This is a genomic window from Streptococcus acidominimus (assembly GCF_001921825.1).
Lineage (GTDB): Bacteria > Bacillota > Bacilli > Lactobacillales > Streptococcaceae > Streptococcus > Streptococcus acidominimus.
The window spans coordinates 19,158-35,363 of record NZ_MSJL01000008.1; the positions used below are offsets into that span (position 1 = coordinate 19,158).

Sequence of the window (16,206 nt, forward strand, 5' to 3'; positions counted from 1 at the left end):
AAGGAAGATTACATGGCAGTAGAAATTATCATGCCTAAACTCGGTGTGGACATGCAAGAAGGTGAGATTATCGAGTGGAAAAAACAAGAGGGTGATCTTGTCAATGAGGGCGATGTTCTCTTGGAAATGATGTCTGATAAGACCAGCATGGAATTAGAAGCTGAAGATTCGGGTGTCCTTCTAAAAATCGTTCATGGAAATGGTGCGACTGTACCGGTAACAGAGGTCATTGCCTATCTCGGAGCAGAAGGAGAAAGTGTAGATGTGGCAACCAGTTCAACGCCTGCACCTGCATCAGCTCCAGAGGTCGCTCCGATAGCGACTGAACCAGTAGTTGCGGCTACTCCTGCACCAGTTGCCAAACCTCAAGGAGGTGGCAAGGTTCGTGCAACACCAGCTGCTCGGAAAGTAGCGAAAGACTTGGGAATTGATCTGGGACTTGTTCCAGGAACAGGTGCAAATGGTCGCGTCCACAAGTCAGACGTCGAAGACTTCAAGGGGGCAGCTCCTAAGGCAAGTCCACTTGCCCGTCGCATCGCAGCTGATAAGGGAATCAACCTCGAAGATCTCGTTGGAACAGGTGTCAATGGTAAGATCCTCAAGGAAGATGTGCTTGCAGCAGTCGCAGCGAGCCAACCAGCAGCGGTAGAAGAAGCGCCAACGAAGGCAGCAGAAAAACCAGCTAAAGAATTGCCAGAAGGCGTTGAAATCATCAAGATGAGCCCGATGCGCAAGGCAATCTCAAAAGGAATGGTCAACTCTTACCTTACTGCACCAACCTTTACGCTTAACTATGACATTGATATGACCAACTTAATGGCGCTTCGTAAGCAGGTTCTTGAGCCAATCATGAATAAGACTGGTTTGAAAGTGACCTTTACGGACTTGATCGGTCTAGCGGTTACCCGTACGCTGATGAAAGAAGAGCACCGCTACATGAATGCCTCTCTAATCAATGATGCGCAAGAAATCGAGTTGCACAAATTTGTCAACCTTGGAATTGCGGTTGGTTTGGATGACGGCTTGGTCGTACCAGTTGTTCATGGTGCAGACAAGATGAGCCTCTCTGAATTTGTTGTAGCCTCAAAAGATGTGATTAAAAAAGCCCAATCAGGGAAGTTGAAAGGGGCAGAAATGTCTGGTTCTACCTTCTCTATTACCAACTTGGGTATGTTTGGTACCAAGACCTTTAACCCAATCATTAACCAACCGAACTCTGCTATTCTTGGAGTTGCTTCAACTGTTCAAACACCAGTTGTGATTGACGGTGAAATCAAAATCCGCCCAATCATGGCACTCTGCTTAACCATTGACCACCGTATTATCGACGGTATGAATGGTGCCAAGTTCATGGTTGACTTGAAAAACCTACTTGAAAACCCATTGGAACTACTGATATAAGAGCGTTAAAAGCACAAGTGCTTAGCTCGCGTTCAGTTATAAGATGTGATTCTATTAAAAAAAGACTATCTCTTAGGGCATTCGTATCCGAGCGTGAAAAGGGATATGTAGAAAGAAAATGATAGAGATTCAAGTAAGATTGGCTTGACATAAAAGAAATTAAGAAAGGAACAACAATTATGGCAGTTGAAATTATTATGCCGAAACTTGGCGTTGACATGCAAGAAGGTGAAATCATCGAGTGGAAAAAACAAGAAGGTGATGTAGTCAACGAGGGTGATGTTATTTTAGAAATGATGTCTGATAAGACTAGCATGGAATTAGAAGCAGAAGATTCTGGTATCTTGCTAAAAATCGTTCGTGGAAATGGAGAAACCGTCCCTGTAACAGAGGTTATTGGTTATATCGGTGCAGAAGGTGAAGTTGTGGATGCAGGCGCAGCCCCAGCAGCAGATGTAGCCCAAGCAACAGCAGACTTGAAAGCGGCAGGGCTTGAAGTACCAGTAGCTCCAGCGGCAGCTCCAGTTGCCCCAACGGCGGAACTTGCGACAGACGAATACGATATGGTTGTTGTCGGTGGAGGTCCAGCAGGATACTACGCAGCGATTCGCGGAGCTCAATTGGGTGGAAAGATTGCCATTGTTGAGAAATCAGAATTTGGTGGAACCTGCTTGAACAAGGGCTGTATCCCAACAAAGACCTATCTTAAAAATGCAGAAATCCTTGACGGCTTGAAGATTGCGGCTGGTCGTGGGATCAACCTTGCTTCTACCAACTACACTATTGATATGGATAAGACGGTGGACTTCAAAAACTCTGTTGTGAAGACATTGACAGGTGGAGTACAAGGTCTCTTGAAAGCCAACAAGGTGACAATTTTCAATGGTCTTGGTCAAGTAAACCCTGATAAGACTGTAACGATCGGTAGTCAAACAATCAAGGGTCGCAGTATCGTGCTTGCGACAGGTTCAAAAGTATCCCGGATCAACATTCCAGGAATTGACTCAAAACTTGTCTTGACATCAGATGATATTCTTGATCTTCGTGAAATTCCAAAGACACTTACTGTTATGGGTGGTGGAGTTGTCGGAGTGGAACTCGGACTTGTATATGCTTCATACGGTACAGAAGTAACGGTGGTTGAAATGGCAGACCGTATCATTCCGGGTATGGATCGTGAAGTGTCTGTTGAGCTTCAAAAAGTTCTTTCTAAGAAAGGCATGAAGTTCTTGACTTCTGTTGGTGTTGCTGAAATTATCGAAGCCAACAACCAATTGACTATCAAATTGAATGACGGTTCAGAAATCGTATCTGAAAAAGCCCTTCTTTCTATCGGACGTGTGCCTCAATTGGCGGGTCTTGAAAATCTTAACCTTGAAATGGATCGCGGACGTATCAAAGTGAATGCCTACCAAGAGACCTCTATCCCAGGTATCTATGCACCGGGTGATGTCAACGGTACGAAGATGTTGGCACATGCCGCTTACCGTATGGGTGAGGTGGCAGCAGAGAACGCTATCAAGGGCAACCACCACAAGGCGAAATTGGATTTCACACCTGCAGCTGTCTACACACACCCGGAAATTGCTATGGTCGGTTTGACAGAAGACCAAGCGCGTGAGCAATATGGTAATGATATCTTGATTGGTAAATGTAGCTTTGCTGGAAATGGTCGTGCGATTGCTTCAAACGAGGCACATGGATTTGTCAAAGTCATTGCAGATAAGAAATACCATGAAATCCTCGGTGTCCACATCATTGGTCCAGTAGCAGCTGAAATGATTAATGAAGCAGCTACGATCATGGAATCAGAATTGACCGTAGATGATGTGGTAGCTTCTATCCACGGTCACCCAACCTTCTCTGAAGTGATGTACGAAGCTTTCTTGGACGTCTTGGGAGTGGCTATTCACAATCCACCAAAACGTAAATAAAAATAAAGATGATAAAAGAGGCATTTGCCTCTTTTCATGATGGTGCTACAACTTGCTAAACATCACACGGAGTGGATGTTCGTTGAGTAAATAGCCCAAATAAGGTGACTGTGTTTAAAGGGAATAAGGAAAAATGAGGAGTATACGATGAAATACATTGTCAACAACAGCAATGACCCTGCTTACAATATTGCTCTGGAAGCCTATGCTTTCAAGGAGCTAACCCATGTCGATGAGATTTTTATCTTATGGATCAATGAGCCTGCTATCATTATTGGAAAACACCAAAATGCCATTCAGGAAATCAATAAAGAGTACACAGATGCTCATGGTATCCACATTGTTCGCCGCTTGTCAGGCGGTGGCGCTGTATACCATGATTTGAACAATTTAAACTACACCATTATTTCCAACAAGGCTGATGAGGGGGCATTTGATTTTAAGACCTTCTCGAAGCCAGTTATCGATACGCTCGCAACCTTGGGTGTTACTGCTAATTTCACAGGTCGCAACGATCTTGAAATTGATGGCAAGAAGATCTGTGGCAATGCCCAAGCCTATGCCAAGGGGCGGATGATGCACCACGGCTGCCTGCTCTTTGATGTTGATATGACGGTCTTGGGTGCTGCCTTGAAAGTCAGCAAGGATAAGATCGAATCAAAAGGGGTTAAGTCGGTTCGTGCGCGTGTGACCAATATCAACAACGAACTTCCTCAAAAAATGACGGTATTAGAGTTCAAGGATGCCATTTTAAATCAAATGAAGCAGGAATATCCCGATATGGACGAATATGTCTTATCAGAGGCTGAATTGGCTCGAATCCAAGAAATTCGTGATAGCCAGTTTGGCACTTGGGATTGGACCTTCGGTCAGACGCCTGAATACACAGTAGAGCGCAGTGTACGCTATCCTGCAGGGAAGATCACCACCTATGTGAAGACAGAGAAATCAATTATCGAATCAATGAAGATTTACGGGGACTTCTTTGGAATCGGTGATGTCGCAGATATTGAGGAATTGCTCGTTGGCACCCGCTATGAATATGCAGATGTGCTTGCAAAACTCCAAACGATTGATACAAGTCACTATTTCTCACGCATGACGACAGAAGAAGTCGCAAAAGCGATTGTGGCTTAGTCTAGTAGGGTAGAGCTCCTATCTACTTTCGGGCAAATAAATTGCCTTGCCTTGTATAGGAGAAGTATAATAGGAGCGTGGATGGTAAATTCATACTCTGTGAAAATCAAAATGATACTTTGTTAACTTGCCTTGGTGAACGCCAGTTCTACCTTTAACTGCGTTTCCTTGTCTATTTTTGATTTTCTTTGAGTATCAGACAATTTTTAGAAAGAAAAGAGAGAAGAAATCTTATGGCAAAAGATATTCGTGTCTTACTGTATTACAAATATGTTCCGATTGAAAATGCGCAAGAATTTGCGGCGGAACATTTGGCATTTTGTAAATCAATCGGCTTAAAAGGACGTATCCTTGTGGCAGATGAGGGGATCAATGGTACGGTCTCTGGTGACTACGAAACCACCCAAAAATACATGGACTATGTCCACTCCCTCCCTGGTATGGAAGACCTTTGGTTCAAGATTGACGAGGAAGAGGAGCAGGCTTTCAAGAAAATGTTTGTTCGCTACAAGAAAGAGATTGTTCACCTCGGGCTAGAGGACAATGCTTTTGATACGGACATTGACCCGCTTGAAACCACAGGTGCCTACCTTTCACCACAAGAATTTAAAGAAGCCCTTTTGGATGAAAATACCGTTGTTCTTGATACACGTAATGACTACGAATATGACCTCGGGCACTTCCGCGGTGCTATCCGTCCAGATATTCGCAACTTCCGTGAATTACCACAGTGGGTTCGTGACAACAAGGAAAAATTCATGGACAAACGTGTCGTCGTTTACTGTACGGGCGGTGTCCGCTGTGAAAAATTCTCTGGCTGGATGGTTCGGGAAGGCTACAAGGATGTCGGTCAGTTGCACGGCGGCATTGCGACCTATGGAAAGGACCCCGAAGTTCGTGGCGAGCTTTGGGACGGGAAGATGTACGTCTTTGATGAGCGGATCGCTGTTGATGTCAACCATGTAGACCCCGTAGTAGTCGGAAAAGACTGGTTTGACGGAACACCGTGTGAGCGCTATGTCAACTGCGGCAATCCATTCTGTAACCGCCGTATCTTGACTTCTGAACAAAACGAGCATACCTACCTCCGTGGCTGTTCACACGAATGCCGTATCCACCCACGCAACCGCTATGTCGCTGAACACCAATTGACCCAAGAAGAAGTCGTGGAGCGCTTGGCAATTATCGGCGAAGCCCTCGATGGACTACTTGCACACTAAAACTAAAAACAACACCTCAAGACCTAGAGTGTCCATTCTAGTGCTTGAGGTGTCTTTTTACTTATAAAGTGATTTTTAGCAGAACACCTCATCCGAAGTGTTCTTTTTATTATGGCTTTGAGCAGTTTTTCTCATAGAAAGCCGTAATGTTTGAAAATCAAATTCAAACTCTGCTGTATGTTAGTCAGCCCGTGGCTAGCTTCCTAGTCAGTATCTAAAGGGGAGTTTGTTAGGTTTGCCCCTACGTACAGGTTGGAAAGCAAACGAACCTAGTATCTTGGAATTGAGTTCAGATTAGGCACTCTGTGCAAAAAAAGAGACGTAACTGTTCCAGTTTTAACTGATTACAGATACGGCTTCTACAGTCTAGGAATAGACTGTGGAAGGTTGGAGATAGAACGAGTGCAACTCGTGTCAAGTGTGGCTCCCTTTAGGGATAAATCTTCCTAGCTCCAAAAGGTATGGGATACCTTTTGAGACGGGAAATAGAAGTTTGCGAAGCAAACTCTCATCTAAATGTTCTGTGTCGTATTTCCTAGTTTGCCGTAGCTGTTGCAGGCTATGCCTGCTTTACAGGTACAGTAATAACAGTCAGGGAAGTGACTGTTATTACATGAAGAAGTGTACTGTGTGCTTTTATAGTGGTTTCACTTTTAAAAAGCACATTATGAAATTAGAAAAACTGTTCTTGAGCATGTAAAATAAACACACATCAGAACACTGTTTTAAAGCGAATTGGCTATGACGTTCTCGTATCTTAGAATTGAACACGCCCTAAACTCTGTGCGAAAAAGATAAATCTTCATAGAGTTTGATAACTCTGCGTCAGATTTCCTATTTTCGCTTTGAGTTTTTCACAGGCTTTGTATCTTTTATAACGGTCGTTTGTTAGGGATACCGGCTTTTCGGGGGTATTTGTTTGGGGTTTCTTTTTTCTTCTCAACGATAGTCAAGGTTCGAGGGTCTCCATTTGGAAGGGGGTAGTCTATATTTTCAATGACTTTGGCAAAGAGGCTGGTAAGGGCATTTTTGGCTTGGGTCAGTTCGTCTTCGGCGTTGGAGGCCTTGAGGGCAATCAGTTTGCCATTGACCTCGAGAAAGGGAATGGTCAACTCCAGTAGGATCTGCATGCGAGCCACTGCTCGGGCAGTCACGACATCAAACTGGGCACGAAAATCTCTGTTTTGGGCGAAATCTTCTGCCCGTCCGTGATAAAAGTGAACTCGTGTTAAGTCCAATTCTTGGGCTAAGGTGGTTAGAAACTGGATTCGTTTGTTAAGCGAGTCGATAATAGTTACCTCTAGCTCTGGGAAGAGGATTTTCATGGGTAAGCTCGGAAATCCTGCCCCTGCTCCGATATCCAGCAGGCGGATCGGTTCATTGGTCAGCCAACCTTTCAGGATGGGGGCAAGGGAGTCGTAGAAATGCTTGAGGTAGACTTCGTTTTCGTTCACGATAGCGGTTAGGTTAATCTTTTCATTCCATTCGACTAGGCGGGTAAAATACAGGGCGAATTGGTCTTTTTGGTGATCTGTTAAAGGGTAGCCTTGGGCTTCTAAGGTAGTATAAAATTCTTCTGGTTTCATAGTTCTATCTTATCATAAATAGGTGAAAAAAGCAGTCTGGACTCTTGGGCTGAGAGAAAAAGTTCTTGTGGAAAGTGATGAGGTAGTAGGTGAAAAAATCTAGTGGTGATTTCAAAGCTAGTCCGTGAAGTCGCAGCAAGGATCTGATGGTTGCTCGCTTGTTCTTCTAGTTGCTGTTGGGGAGATAGTTTCCACATGTTTTTTACGTTTATAGTCATTTAGTTTATATTTTTATTACTTGGTTAACTCGTCTTGCTGTACCCCAGTACTACCTGCGACTTTTAACGAAAACTTCGTTTTCTTCATTTCCGACCTCCAACAGTCTCTCCCCAGACTGTTTTGACGAAAACTTCGTTTTCTTCATTTCCCGCCTCCAACAGTCTCTCCCCAGACTGTTTTGACGAAAACTTCGTTTTCTTCATTTCCCGCCTCCAACAGTCTCTCCCCAGACTGTTTTGACGAAAACTTCGTTTTCTTCATTTCCCATCTCAAACAGTCTCTCCCCAGACTGTTTGAGCTAGTACTAAAAATAAACGAAACGGCTATAAAAGATAAATCATATATAGAAAAACTCCCCAGATACTTTCTAGCAGAATGCTCTGGGGAGTGTGTCAATTTGAGACTCAATGAAAACCAAGAAAAGGCGGGGAAACGAAGTTGAAGATAGAATATTGTTCCTAAGGGTAGATATATCTGTACTAGCTAAGGGTAGCACAGTTTTTGCACAGCTCGTAGTCCGAGTGCAATTCATCAAGGTTTGGTTTTGATTTTCAATGAGTAGGAATTTAAGTTTTATTGCGAAGAACTTGGTGCAGGATTGATAGGTGCAGGTTGTTCTTGTGCGGTGCTGGCTGAAGCACTTGTTTGTGGCTGTTCAACTGCTGGCTCTGTTGTACCCGTTGTGCTAGAGCTTGTATCCGAGCTGCTAGGAACAGGAGTAGAGCTACTTGGAGTGCTATTCGTGCTTGGGGTATAAGTATACTGTGGATAACTTCCATCCAGATATAGATAGGACCCGTACAGGTTTACGCCACTTGGCATTTCCCAATCAGTAGCAGTGTCAACAGGATTGAGGTAGGCCATCATGTTCCGGTAAACGTCCGTTGCGATAGGGATACCATTGTCTAACACGGGGGTCTGGCGATTGGTATAGCCTGTCCAGACAGCCATGGCATAGCGCGTTGTGTAGCCGACAAAGTTTTCGTCAGGAACAACGAGTGAACTGTAATTCGCTGCCTCATTGTTGGCAAGGATCGTCTCCATTTCCGCATCCGTATAATTGGCTGTCCCCGTCTTTCCTGCTTGAGGAAGCCCCGGAACTGCTGCGTTTAGACCATTTCCGTAAGTCAAGACACTCTTCATCATATCGGTCATCATATAGGCCGTTTCGGGTGTCATGACGCGACTGCCTTCAGGAGCAAATTCTTTCGTGCTACCGTCGCTAAAGACCACTTTATTGACATATTGTGGCTTGTAGTAGGTGCCTCCATTGGCAAAGGCTGCATAGGCTGCCGCCATCTTTTCACTACTTGCCCCATATTTAGAGCTGGCATCTGTTGTGTTACTTGAAATCGAGTTTGAATAGAGTAGCTCTGGATAGGAGATACCCAGACTGTTTAAAAACTTATGGGCTTTCTCTAGACCTACTGCTTCTAGTGTCTTAACGGCAGGCACATTTCGTGAATACTGAATGGCTGCTTTTAAGGTCATTGAACCATAGTAGGTTCGATCCCAGTTATAGACAGGTGTGTTAGAAGCAGGATAGTTATAAGGTGCGTCAACGATTAAATCGGCGGTCGACTTATAGACCCCATATTCAAGAGCAGGCGCATAGTCTGTAATAGGTTTCATGGTCGAACCGAAATCTCGGTTGGTTTCAACAGCCTGATTTGTACCAAAGGAAACATTGCTTGCTTGATTTCTTGAGCCAAGCTGGGCGATGACATGCCCGTTTGAAACATCAACGACAGTGGAAGCAACTTGGAAGTGTTCATCAGGATAGCTGACATAGGTGTCAGAGTTATAGATATCCCATAGCTGTTTTTGAGCGTTAACATCGACATTGGTATAAACATCAATTCCCGTAGTCAGGAGATTATAACCCGTCTTTGCCTCAACTTCTTCGATCACTTCCTTGAGGTAGTTATCCATGTGAGGTGGATAAGCAGAGGTATTTGACAGCGGTTGTAAACCATCTGTAATCTCCGTTAGAACAGCCCCTTCATACTGTTCTTGGGAAATATATTTTTCCTCTAACATTTGTTGTAATACAAGATCTCTACGATATTTCGCAGCTTCTGGTTGGGTGTAAGGGTCGTATTGGTTAGGAGCTTGAGGCATGCCTGCTAAGAGCGCTAACTGTGGCAGAGTAAGATCCCTTAACTCTTTTCTATAGTAGGCTTTGGCAGCAGTTTTCATTCCATAATTTCCATTTGCCATAAAGACCTTGTTGATATAGTAGGTCAAAATTTCTTGCTTGGTGTTGCGGCGTTCCAATTGGAGCGCCAACCATGCTTCCTGAATTTTTCGCTTAATGGTCTGGTCATGGCTTGACGTTGAGAAATAGGTTAATTTGATAAACTGCTGATCCAGAGTGGAGCCACCTTGGAGGTGCCCTCCTTTTAAGTTATTGATAAAGGAGCCTGCAATTCGAATGACATCAATTCCACGATGATCAAAGAAACGACGGTCTTCGATCGCAACAATCGCATTGACTAAATCCTTTGGAATTTCCGACGTCTTTGCATTGGAGCGTTTTTCTGATCCCAAATCAGCAATCAGATTATTGTCCTTGTCGTAGATTTTACTGGAGACAGTAGCTGTCAGTGCTTCTTCTGTTAGGGTTGGAGCAGATTTGACATAGTAGATCACCAGTGATAAGACTGCGATAAAGAGACAAATGAAGCTGGCCAGAGCAATGTTGGCGAAAACGACCCATATTTTTTTAAGGTTTGGTTTTTTCAAAAGTATCACCACCTAATAAATTTTTTTCAACAACTTCTAAGTAGGGCAGGCTGGGATAACCCCCTATCTCGATTTTAAAGCCATGCTTACGAATGTAGGCAATCGGCATGGATTTCTTTCCGCTTTCGACCCGATAAAAATGAATTAGGGCAGAAGCAGGAAGTAGATAGGTTTCTTTCAGTGTTGAAAAGTGAAGGAGTACAAAACAAATTCCTCTCTGTTGCAGGACTTGATCCATATGTTCAATCTGATGCGCGTGAAAATTTTTCATGGGCATCGATGTTTTTTGCCGTGTTTCCTTAGCTTCAAAGTCAATATAGTGACCTTGATAAACCCCTGAATAGTCGGTTGTAGATGCTTGCCTAAAGTAGGCCTCAACGATTTTCGCTCGGCTTCTTTTGGGGTAGTCTACTTTCACGATCTGTACGGGGGTCGGTTTTTTATGGATCACAGCACGACCATGGGTTAAATAGTAGTTGTTACTATCGTTAATAGCGGCTTCAAAAGACATACCGCGATTGGCAAAGTTCACCTGCCGAAGAGAAGAATGTGAATTGGTTCTACTGATTTTTTTTCTAACCTGATGAGGATAATTGACCATAGAACTCCTTCTTGATAAAATAAAATCATTATATTATATCACAAGATAAGAAAAGAGTTCAAGTAATGCACATTGGTCGGATATTGATAACAGGCTATCGCCACACCGATTTGGGGATTTTTTCAGACAAGGATCCCCGACTTTCCATCATTAAAAAAGCCATTCGGATGGATCTTATTCGCTTCTTGGAAGAGGGGGTAGAGTGGTTCATTCTGACAGGCAATCTAGGCTTTGAATACTGGTGTTTAGAGGAGTTGCGAGACCTGCGGCAAGAGGGCTACGACTTTCAGATTGCGACCCTCTTTTTGTTTGAAAATCATGGCGAGAACTGGAATGAAGTCAATCAGATAAAATTAGCCCATTTCAAGTCGGTTGATTTTGTAAAAATGACCTATCCTCGCTATGAGAATCCGAGCCAATTTCGGATCTACAATCAATTTTTGTTGGACAATACAGATGGAGCTTACCTTTTCTACGATCCCGAAAATGAAACAAATTTGAAATATCTCTATCATCTGATGTTAAAAAATGAGGAGTATACTAGAAAAGCGCTTACTTTTGAACGTTTAAATGAGGTGGCTGAAAATTTTGAAGAAATTGAGTAATATGACTTGATTTTTCCCTATATTTTTTCATATAATAGAGGTAATGACGTTTTAGAAGGTAGAGGTGTAGAAATGGCAAGTATTAAATTTACGACAAAAGATATTTTTGAACAAGACTTTAAAATCGGTTTCCGTGGTTATGAGCAAGATGAGGTAAATGATTTCCTAGATGAAATCATGAAAGATTATGATGCTTACGAAGCCATCATCAAAGAGTTGAAAGGTGAGATTGCCCGCTTGAAAGCACAGATGGCAAATACCCCCCGTGTCGCTGTATCGGGATTGGAAGATTCTGACACCTTGAGAACAGAGCGGACATCTTCAGCGACGAACTTTGATATTTTACGTCGCTTGAATCGTTTAGAGAAGGAAGTCTTTGGCAAGCATATTGCCCAAGAAAACTAATAGGTGAAGTCTTTGCAATTTTTGGATAATCGCATGGTAGGAATCTACCATGAGGAAAGTCCATGCTAGCACCGGCTGTGATGCCGGTAGTGTTTGTGCTAGGCGAACCAATAAGCCTAGGGACGTAGCAATGCGTTACGGCGATTGAAAGAGCTAAGTCGCAAGATATGTTCGAGTAGGTCTGAAAAGTGCCACAGTGACGGAGTTTTTATGGAAACATAAAAAGTGGAACGCGGTAAACCCCTCAAGCTAGCAACCCAAATTTTGGTCGGGGCATGGGAAAGTCGGAAACAGAACGAACTTTCCTGACTGCATAAGCAGTAGACAGATGATTATCGAAGGTGGTAGTGCCTAGTACCACTGGAACAAAACATGGCTTATAGAAAATTGCATATATAGGTAGGCTAGCTTTGCTAGCTTTTATTATCGGAGAATCATGAAGAAACTATTTACATTTATTGCAACGGCGGCAGCTGGATTAGAGGCAGTTGTCGGTCGTGAAGTCCGCGAGCTGGGATATGACTGTCAGGTGGAAAATGGCCGCGTTCGCTTTGAAGGCGATGTCGAGGCGATGATTAAAACCAATCTCTGGCTTCGCTCAGCTGACCGGATTAAGATTGTAGTCGGCAGTTTTAAGGCCAAGACCTTTGAGGAACTGTTTCAAGGTGTTTTTGCCTTGGACTGGGATCAGTATCTGCCCCTAGGGTGTAAGTTCCCAATTTCAAAAGCCAAGTGTGTCAAGTCAACCTTGCACAATGAGCCGAGTGTCCAAGCCATTTCTAAAAAGGCGGTTGTTAAGAAGTTGCAGAAGCATTTTTCGCGTCCAGAAGGAGTTCCCTTGCAGGAAGTGGGAGCAGAATTTAAAATTGAAGTATCGATTTTAAAGGATGTAGCAACGGTTTTAATCGATACAACAGGCTCTAGCCTCTTTAAGAGGGGCTATCGTGTTGAAAAAGGTAGTGCGCCGATCAAGGAGAATATGGCAGCAGCGATTCTGCAGTTGTCCAACTGGTATCCGGATAAGCCCTTGGTCGATCCAACCTGTGGTTCAGGAACCTTTTGTATCGAAGCTGCAATGATAGCCCGCAATATGGCTCCCGGTTTACAGCGCTCCTTTGCTTTTGAGGAGTGGAACTGGGTTGATCAGGCCTTGGTAGAGCGAGAAAGACAGGCTGCTCGCCGAGCGATTCGGACGGATCTAACTTTGGATATTTCAGGATTTGATATTGATGGTCGTATGATTGAGATTGCCAAGAAAAATGCCCTTGAGGCAGGGGTGGCTCAAGACATTACCTTTAAGCAGATGCGTCTGCAGGATTTCTACACGAATAAAATCAATGGTGTCATCATTTCAAATCCCCCTTATGGGGAACGTCTGCTTGATGATACGGCACTCATGACCCTCTATCGTGAAATGGGGGAAACATTTGCTCCTCTCCTAACCTGGTCTAAGTTTATTTTGACCAGTGACGAGCAATTTGAGCAGCGCTATGGCAGTCAGGCAGATAAAAAACGGAAATTATACAACGGGACCTTAAAGGTTGACCTTTATCAATTTTTTGGACAGCGCGTCAAGCGAGTGGTGAAAGAGCAGGAATAAACATGGTAAAGAATACAGAAAAGAATGATGGTCTCCCAAGTGATGGAGAAAAAATCTTAGATTTTGAAGATGCAAAAAATATGACCGTTGGTCAAGCCGTCCGTAAGCATGAGGAAATCAAGGCGGGTGTGACTGAAGAAGATGGTCTCTTGGATCGCTACATCAAGCAACACAGGGCAGAGATCGAACAGGAAAAATATGAGACGCAGATGAACCTCCCTGTCCTGACCGCAGAGGATGTGGCTGAAGCAGCAGAGGTTGGTGACGAGAGCGAAAACGCTCTGGATACGGCTCTGGAAGAGCAAGTAGAAGCCCTATCCATCCATAAGGTCACTCCAGAAACTCCTACCACGGAAGAAGTGCTACCAGCCCCTGAAACAGCTCCTTTTAATGATCTTGAAGAAGAGGAGGAGCGATCTTCTCGTAAGCCTTTAGCGATTTGGCTAGCATTAGCCTTGGTCTTTGTTACTGCTCTTGCACTCGCCTTTATGTGGATGAAGCAGTCGGAAAAAGTTGAGGAAACGCCCTCCTCCTCGGCATCAAGCAGTCAAAGCAGTAAGTCAACCAGCCAGAGCAGTAGCTCAAGTAAGGAAGATGAGGCTGTAACAGCTTTTAACCGTTTATATGAGACTTTCTTTGTGGATAAGGAAGAGAGCAAGTTGAAGAACAGTACCTTTGGACAATTACCTGAACTGAAAAAGGCGCTGGATAAGATAGGTCAGAAGACATCTGCTTATCAAAATGCTAAGAAAAAGTATGAGCAGCTTGAAACAGCTATTAAGGCTCTTCAATCCTTGAACAATCAGTTTGATAAACCAATTATTGTGGACGGTGACTTGGATACCACGGCAACGGTTAAGGACGGTGAGAACCTAACACCAGCCACCACAGGTATTTCCGCTGTTGATGCTAGCATTACAGCAGCGATCAATCTCGGTCGCTCTCAACAGACAGCTAGTAGCGCAGCACCAGCTACTAATGCAGTAGCTCCAGTAGCTGAAGCGACACCACCTGCAAGTGTGGAACAGACAGCTCCTGCTGTTCAGACAGACGGCGCTAGTGCTGGTACTGCTCCTCTGTACGGAATCGCGGTTCCAGCAGGTGTCACTCTGCAACGTCACCTCAGTCGTGTCCCTTATGACCAAGCCAAGATTGATGATGTGAACAATCCAGCGTGGACCTTTAACCCAGGTGTCTTAGAGACGATTATTGCCGTTTCGCAAGAACGGGGCTATGTGTCTGGCTATCAGTATATCTTAGAACGCGTCAATATCATCAACGGAAATGGCTATTATAACCTCTTCCGTCCAGATGGCACCTACCTCTTTTCAATGAATGCCAAGACAGGCTACTTTGTTGGAAACGGTGCAGGCTACGCAGACGATTTGGATTACTGATGTTCATTGCGGATACACATCCATAAATACAAAAAAGAACCAAGGATGGATTTCTGTTATAGATACTCCATCCTTGGTCATTTTCTAATGAAGGTTATTAGGTAATACTTTTTGAAATTCAAAAACACCCTCCACAATGAAGCCTTGTGGAAGGAGTCAGAAGCTATTCTTTTTAAAAGCTCTAACTTTACTATTATAACACAAATATTTTTTAAAAAATAGACTTGTATTTTTTTCATTTTGTGATACAGTAGAACTATAAATAAAAAAGGAGGCATTTGCCATGAAAAAATTACGTTTATTATCGTCATTGGGAGCGCTGATAGTTTTAGCTTTAGCCAATACAGCTGTTAGTGCAGCAACTCCTAAAGAAAATGTAGAACTTCCAGATATAGTTCCTCCTTCAGAAAGTCAAATTGTACAGGTTCTACCAGAAGGAGGATACATAGCAAATGATGATGGAAGTTCTGAGTTTGACCCTGAAACAGTTCAGAATAACGGTGGTATTTTAATGACTTATGGAGAATATTTAACTAGAGAACAAACGGATACTTCGTTAGATGCGTTTGTATCCTCTTATATTGGTTTTAGGTCAGCTTCTCCACGTAAAGCCGTGGAAAATCCTAAAATTCTACAACTTAAACAACACTATCGCTCAAATCCATTTTCTGCAAAAGGTTGGAGATTCTCGGAAGCTAAGTTTAGGGCGGCAGACGGCACAGGTACTTGGTTACTTTGGGAAACTTATGGAGATGGTGGCGTTGTCGGGAATGAATGGGAAGCTTATCAGACGTATCAGAGTGGGCAATCTATTGGTAGAGCTAAGATTGAAGCGAATCGTCAACAATATGTCAACGGTAACGGGTCTTGGTTATTTTTCTATACTTATAACCCAATTCCAGGATCGGGTTATGTAGTCTATAATTACTAGGAGAAAAAGTTATGAAGAAAAAATTGTTAGTGCTAGGGGCGTTCCTATTTATTGTAGCTGGTGCCATGATTTCCTTGTCAGGAAACCTGAAAGCAAGAGAAGTTTCTGGTGAACCTGCTATTGAAGCAAGTAGTGAGAATAGGACAGTCCGTGCCTTGGTTGAACAATATCAGTCGGGCGAAGATCCCTATCTTCTGGAGCACCTCCAAAAGCTGTCTCCTGAAGCTCCTATCATTGAGTGGAATGGTGGTTTCTTTAGTAGTGATGTGGAAACAAAGGAGACCTTTACTGTTGCAACATGGAATGAGGAGGGGACAGAAATTATCTCTGTCGAAGGAGATGCGGCAACCGTCGGGGAAGTTATCGAAGCGATAAAAGCCTCTGAAGCAACAGATTAAGGATGTATGGTCGAAAGATGATAGAAA

The 16,206-nt window shown here is 43.6% G+C and carries 13 protein-coding genes and 1 other RNA gene; 11 read left to right on the top strand and 3 right to left on the bottom strand.

Going from position 1 to position 16,206, the window contains the following annotated elements:
* Positions 1–12 precede the first annotated feature (12 nt).
* From BU200_RS02690 to trhO, 4 genes are all read left to right on the top strand, one after another.
* Complete coding sequence (locus BU200_RS02690) at positions 13–1,401, top strand: dihydrolipoamide acetyltransferase (protein WP_075098698.1); 1,389 nt, start codon at positions 13–15, stop codon at positions 1,399–1,401.
* 179 nt (positions 1,402–1,580) lie between these two features.
* Entirely contained in the window at positions 1,581–3,335 is a 1,755-nt protein-coding gene (lpdA, locus tag BU200_RS02695; RefSeq protein WP_075098699.1) for a dihydrolipoyl dehydrogenase, read from the top strand.
* A 147-nt stretch (positions 3,336–3,482) separates the two neighbouring features.
* A complete protein-coding gene (gene lplA / locus BU200_RS02700; RefSeq protein WP_075098700.1) occupies positions 3,483–4,472 on the top strand; it encodes a lipoate--protein ligase in 990 nt (329 codons plus the stop codon).
* A 233-nt stretch (positions 4,473–4,705) separates the two neighbouring features.
* Positions 4,706–5,692, top strand: a complete 987-nt coding sequence (gene trhO / locus BU200_RS02705) for an oxygen-dependent tRNA uridine(34) hydroxylase TrhO (protein ID WP_075098701.1) — start codon at positions 4,706–4,708, stop codon at positions 5,690–5,692.
* Between the two features lie 872 nt (positions 5,693–6,564).
* Here the strand turns inward: trhO and rsmG are convergent.
* The 3 genes from rsmG to recU all read right to left on the bottom strand — a co-directional run bounded on the left by rsmG (position 6,565) and on the right by recU (position 10,843).
* Positions 6,565–7,278, bottom strand: a complete 714-nt coding sequence (gene rsmG, locus BU200_RS02710) for a 16S rRNA (guanine(527)-N(7))-methyltransferase RsmG (protein WP_075098702.1) — start codon at positions 7,276–7,278, stop codon at positions 6,565–6,567.
* A gap of 792 nt (positions 7,279–8,070) precedes the next feature.
* Positions 8,071–10,254 (bottom strand): penicillin-binding protein PBP1A, encoded by a 2,184-nt coding sequence (gene pbp1a / locus BU200_RS02720; RefSeq protein ID WP_075098704.1) that lies wholly within the window; start codon positions 10,252–10,254, stop codon positions 8,071–8,073.
* A complete protein-coding gene (gene recU / locus BU200_RS02725) occupies positions 10,223–10,843 on the bottom strand; it encodes a Holliday junction resolvase RecU (protein WP_075098705.1) in 621 nt (206 codons plus the stop codon). Before recU ends, pbp1a begins: the two co-directional genes overlap by 32 nt.
* Before the next feature lie 65 nt (positions 10,844–10,908).
* Between recU and BU200_RS02730 the strand changes: the two genes are divergently transcribed.
* From BU200_RS02730 to BU200_RS02760, 7 genes are all read left to right on the top strand, one after another.
* Entirely contained in the window at positions 10,909–11,448 is a 540-nt protein-coding gene (locus BU200_RS02730) for an SLOG family protein (protein WP_075098706.1), read from the top strand.
* Positions 11,449–11,520: 72 nt separating this feature from the next.
* Complete coding sequence (gpsB, locus tag BU200_RS02735) at positions 11,521–11,853, top strand: cell division regulator GpsB (protein WP_075098707.1); 333 nt, start codon at positions 11,521–11,523, stop codon at positions 11,851–11,853.
* 17 nt (positions 11,854–11,870) lie between these two features.
* Positions 11,871–12,238, top strand: an RNA gene (gene rnpB, locus BU200_RS02740) — RNase P RNA component class B.
* A gap of 51 nt (positions 12,239–12,289) precedes the next feature.
* The gene (locus BU200_RS02745) at positions 12,290–13,453 is read left to right on the top strand and encodes a THUMP domain-containing class I SAM-dependent RNA methyltransferase (RefSeq protein WP_075098708.1); all 1,164 of its coding nucleotides are present in this window, start codon (positions 12,290–12,292) and stop codon (positions 13,451–13,453) included.
* A 2-nt stretch (positions 13,454–13,455) separates the two neighbouring features.
* Positions 13,456–14,850: a cell division site-positioning protein MapZ family protein gene (locus tag BU200_RS02750; protein ID WP_075098709.1), complete on the top strand. Its 1,395-nt coding sequence runs from the start codon at positions 13,456–13,458 to the stop codon at positions 14,848–14,850.
* Between the two features lie 283 nt (positions 14,851–15,133).
* Positions 15,134–15,781: a hypothetical protein gene (locus tag BU200_RS02755; RefSeq protein WP_075098710.1), complete on the top strand. Its 648-nt coding sequence runs from the start codon at positions 15,134–15,136 to the stop codon at positions 15,779–15,781.
* Between the two features lie 11 nt (positions 15,782–15,792).
* On the top strand, positions 15,793–16,179 hold the full coding sequence (locus BU200_RS02760; protein ID WP_075098711.1) for a hypothetical protein: 387 nt from the start codon (positions 15,793–15,795) through the stop codon (positions 16,177–16,179).
* The last annotated feature ends 27 nt before the right edge of the window (positions 16,180–16,206 follow it).

Excerpts from the sequence above, each read along its gene's own strand:
- BU200_RS02690 (WP_075098698.1), top strand. The coding sequence starts at position 13 with ATGGCAGTAGAAATTATCATGCCTAAACTCGGTGTGGACATGCAAGAA.
- lpdA (WP_075098699.1), top strand. The coding sequence starts at position 1,581 with ATGGCAGTTGAAATTATTATGCCGAAACTTGGCGTTGACATGCAAGAA.
- lplA (WP_075098700.1), top strand. The coding sequence starts at position 3,483 with ATGAAATACATTGTCAACAACAGCAATGACCCTGCTTACAATATTGCT.
- trhO (WP_075098701.1), top strand. The coding sequence starts at position 4,706 with ATGGCAAAAGATATTCGTGTCTTACTGTATTACAAATATGTTCCGATT.
- rsmG (WP_075098702.1), bottom strand. The coding sequence starts at position 7,278 with ATGAAACCAGAAGAATTTTATACTACCTTAGAAGCCCAAGGCTACCCT.
- recU (WP_075098705.1), bottom strand. The coding sequence starts at position 10,843 with ATGGTCAATTATCCTCATCAGGTTAGAAAAAAAATCAGTAGAACCAAT.
- BU200_RS02730 (WP_075098706.1), top strand. The coding sequence starts at position 10,909 with ATGCACATTGGTCGGATATTGATAACAGGCTATCGCCACACCGATTTG.
- gpsB (WP_075098707.1), top strand. The coding sequence starts at position 11,521 with ATGGCAAGTATTAAATTTACGACAAAAGATATTTTTGAACAAGACTTT.
- BU200_RS02745 (WP_075098708.1), top strand. The coding sequence starts at position 12,290 with ATGAAGAAACTATTTACATTTATTGCAACGGCGGCAGCTGGATTAGAG.
- BU200_RS02750 (WP_075098709.1), top strand. The coding sequence starts at position 13,456 with ATGGTAAAGAATACAGAAAAGAATGATGGTCTCCCAAGTGATGGAGAA.
- BU200_RS02755 (WP_075098710.1), top strand. The coding sequence starts at position 15,134 with ATGAAAAAATTACGTTTATTATCGTCATTGGGAGCGCTGATAGTTTTA.
- BU200_RS02760 (WP_075098711.1), top strand. The coding sequence starts at position 15,793 with ATGAAGAAAAAATTGTTAGTGCTAGGGGCGTTCCTATTTATTGTAGCT.